This is a genomic window from Shewanella sp. (assembly GCF_051658185.1).
Taxonomy (GTDB): domain Bacteria; phylum Pseudomonadota; class Gammaproteobacteria; order Enterobacterales; family Shewanellaceae; genus Shewanella.
Map to the genome: position 1 here is coordinate 1 of NZ_JBOFMC010000202.1, position 3920 is coordinate 3920.

Sequence of the window (3920 nt, forward strand, 5' to 3'; positions counted from 1 at the left end):
TGATAGAATTTAGACTCAAGACGCTTGAAAAAGCAGAGCGTCGATTTGCACCTGCTATATTCTAGAGCGAGCCGGCGAGCGTCCTAAATCTAGAGCTAGAGAGCGTCCTAGCGCAGCGCTTTGTGCTGCGTTCTAGAGAGCGAAGGCCGTCTCTAGCAGTTGCAAACAGTTGCAAACAGTTGCAAACAGTTGCAAACAGTTGCAAACAGTTGCAAAGCAGTGTCCTTGGTTGCTTTCAGGCACGCTACCAATTTTCGCGTGGCGGGCGAGACGCCCTGATGAAATACGTCCTGTATTTCACTCTGCGAGCCAGCTAACGCTGTTAATAATTGTTCCAGACAATTATTTGCGGCGTCCGCTTAACGAATGAAACAATTCATTCGATGTCCTTCGGACACGCTACCGCCCATAGATTGCGGCCTCTATATTGCCCTTCGCTATGCGAAATATTAAATTTTATCATACAGTTAGCTGAGACTCAGCTAACAAAAATCTGTTATGTTAGGATGAGTTATGGCGCTTGTTGTCAACACTGCAGGGGACGTTTCACTCTCCTAGCGTGGCGCTCATCTAGCTCTTAGCTCTTAGCCTGTTAGCCATGTGTAAATTTAACCACACAACCATAAAGCGATCACCGTTAAGCTAAAGCTGCAAGAATATACAGTAAAAACACGGACCTGTATGCTCAAAAAGCAACCTAAAGCGCTATTTGCCATAAAATTAGGCCACTCTTTAGTAACAAAATCCCCATAAAAACATGACACCGCTCACAACCCAGCCCCCATAATAGAGGCGGCTGAACGTATTATGAGCTCACCACACCTTGCGTTGACCATTTTTTAAACTCAGCGACTTTTGTTAAAAAATGTTTTAAGCATTGCAACTATAGCCAATGTCTTACACGCTAGCGCGACTTTACCTTACATCATGGCGTTTGTATCAGTTTGTTGCAATCATGGCACTTAGCGCAATTTTGCCAATACGTCTTTTTGTTCACAAGTAACTTATTGTTCACTAATAATTTGTGTTTAATGCATTTTGGCGGCCATTTAGCCAGTTAACCTGCCCTGGCTGATAAAATCGGCTGAACAGTTAAAGCACAAAGACAATTTTAATCGAGTCGCTTTACGCTTTGCTCTGGGACATTAATGGTTTTTTGTTGGCCCATGATGGTAAATAGCACTTGGCAGCGTTTATTTGGGCATTGTTCTTGAAAAATGCCTTCTAAATCAGTAAATGGCCCCTCGGTAAATATCACCTTTTCGCCAGCGACTAAAGGGGCAGATTCCGCCAGGGTTTTATCAAAGGTGCGGAGCTCTTTCATGCGGATAGTGTGAATGATCCGATCATCAAGTGGCACCATGCGTTCCTGACAATTGACCAAATAATTGACGCCACGCGTGGAGTGAATTTGCCGCACGCTGGTTTCATCTGGATCAAATTGAATAAAGAGATAGCTGGGGAATAACGGGACTTGAGTTGCAACCGTCTTTTGATTTCGCTGCTTTTTTGCTTGCCACATCATCGGCAAATACGTGTCGATATTTTGCAGCGCTAAGTTTTGTTGGGCCCTCGCTTCACTCCGAGGTTTGCAATACAAAAGATACCAGGCCTTCATTAACTTATCTCACCACGCTCATTTAGTGATATCAGTGTTGTTGACATCAGTAAAGTGACATCCATTTACAGAGCGCAATGGTAACAAAATTAGCCGCACTCTAGGAAGTGCTTATAGACAAATTCTGCATAGTTGCGACCTACCACCACAAAAAAGTTAAGCCAACCGATTTGAGTTAGAGAAGTTGTTGCTAAAGCTTGCTTACATTGTCGGCAATTAGCTTCGCAAAATTGACTTTATCTGCTTTTAAAGGCTATATAAGGTGAGTTTTTAGCAAAAACAGCCCGATTATCGCTAAAAACCCTACTTTTATTATAAAAACGCAACAATAACCCATACGTACGCGGCAGTATTTTCAACAACGAATCTCAAGGTCTGCTGTTAAAAAATACTTAAAATGCAACACGATAATGGGAAAGCAACAACTTTTCTGTGGTGACATCATCCTGTTTCAGGGGCCCACAGGCAATCACGAGCGAAGGTGGAAAACTTAATGAGTGCATCAAAACCACAAGGTACGATGCTTGGACATCCCAAAGGATTGTTCTTGCTATTTACCACAGAGTTATGGGAAAGATTTAGTTATTATGCAATGCGCGCCATTTTGGTGCTGTATTTGGTAGACCAAGTTGGCAAGCAAGGCGGCGGTTTAGGTTGGACCCAAGCTGACGCGCTGTCACTTTATGGTACCTTCACGGCTTTAGTTTACTTAACGCCCCTCATCGGTGGCTGGTTAGCTGATAATTTTCTGGGTCAACGTAAAGCGATTTATTTTGGTGGCGCTTTAATGGCAATCGGCCAGTTTATGCTAGCCGCACCCCATGCATGGTTTCCTGGTGTTGAAACAACCGTTTTCTATATCGGCTTAGGAACACTGATTTTAGGTAACGGTCTATTCAAGCCGAACATATCCACTATGGTGGGTGATCTGTATGAAGAAGGCGATCATCGACGCGATGGCGCTTTTACCATCTTCTATATGGGGATTAACTTAGGCGCGGCACTCTCTGGTTTTGTCGTGGCTTGGGCGTATACCAGCTTTGGTCATACTGAAGTTATTAATGGTGAAGAGGTATTTATCAATAACTGGCAAGCCGGTTTCTTCTGTGCCGGTGTTGGTATGTTGATTTCTCTTATCATTCAATTTTTGTTTGCGCAAAAATTACTGGGTGATATTGGTACTGTTCCTGCTGCGAGACTTGAGCGCGAGCGCCAAGCACAGTTGGGCAATGTGCGTAAAGAACCGCTCACCAAAGTTGAGCGTGACCGTATCAAGGTCATCATGGTTCTTGGTTTGTTTACCATCATCTTCTGGGCGGGATTCGAACAAGCTGGCGGCTTAATGAATTTATTTACCAATGAATTCACTGACCGTTTCATTGGCACCTGGGAAGTACCGACAACTTACTTCCAATCACTTAACGCCATTTTCATTGTGTTATTTGCTCCTGTTGTTGCCTCTATTTGGATCCGTTTAGGTAGAAATGAACCTAACTCACCGGTTAAATTTGCTTTAGGCCTTGTGCTGTTAGCTATCGGTTTCCTGTTTATGATTGGTGCCGTTGTCGAAATGGGTGGCAATCCAACCGCTAAATCAAGCATGTGGTGGTTAGTGGGTGCTTATTTCTTCCACACCATGGGCGAGCTGTGTTTATCACCGATTGGTTTATCTATGGTGACTAAACTTGCCCCACTGCGCATTGCCTCATTAATGATGGGGGCTTGGTTCCTATTTATTGCGATGGCGAACTATGTTGCCGGTTTTGTGGGTTCACTTATTGGCCACGGTGGCGGTAAAGAAGAACAATTAGCCAACGCTATGTCAATTTTTGCCGGTATTGCGATTACCGCAGCCATCTCTGGCGTCATCCTGTTCTTTATGGCGGACAAACTCGTCGATTGGATGCACGGCGCTGAGTCTAAGCACCATAGCGAAGAGCAAGCCTTAGAAGATGAAATAGCCATTACTGGTGAACACGAGGCGATTAAACGCTAAGTTTATGAGCAACAAGCTTATTAGCAACATGTGCTGTGACTTGCGAAAAGTTTGATAATTATGCTTTCGATACAAAACGTCATGATTTAAACATAAAGCGCCCTAGTGTCTAGTGGCGCTTTTTTTAGCTTATCTTGCATGCTGCACGGTTTTACAACGCAAGTGATTACAGCGCAAGTTCTCACAACTAAATTAAGTAACTCAATTAAGCAACTCAATTAAGCAACTCAATTAAGCAACTCAATTAAGCAACTCAATTGAGCAACTCAAGTTATCGTCATGGCATCTACAGCGTCAGCTGAATAA

The 3920-nt window shown here is 43.6% G+C and carries 2 protein-coding genes; one reads left to right on the top strand and one right to left on the bottom strand.

Going from position 1 to position 3920, the window contains the following annotated elements; genetic code table 11:
- Positions 1-1111: 1111 nt before the first annotated feature.
- Positions 1112-1618 carry a transcription/translation regulatory transformer protein RfaH gene (gene rfaH / locus ACRCZA_RS08000; protein ID WP_438673927.1) on the bottom strand — a complete coding sequence of 169 codons (507 nt, stop codon included), beginning with the start codon at positions 1616-1618 and terminating at the stop codon, positions 1112-1114.
- 493 nt (positions 1619-2111) lie between these two features.
- Between rfaH and ACRCZA_RS08005 the strand changes: the two genes are divergently transcribed.
- Complete coding sequence (locus tag ACRCZA_RS08005; RefSeq protein WP_438673928.1) at positions 2112-3614, top strand: peptide MFS transporter; 1503 nt, start codon at positions 2112-2114, stop codon at positions 3612-3614.
- Positions 3615-3920: the final 306 nt, after the last annotated feature.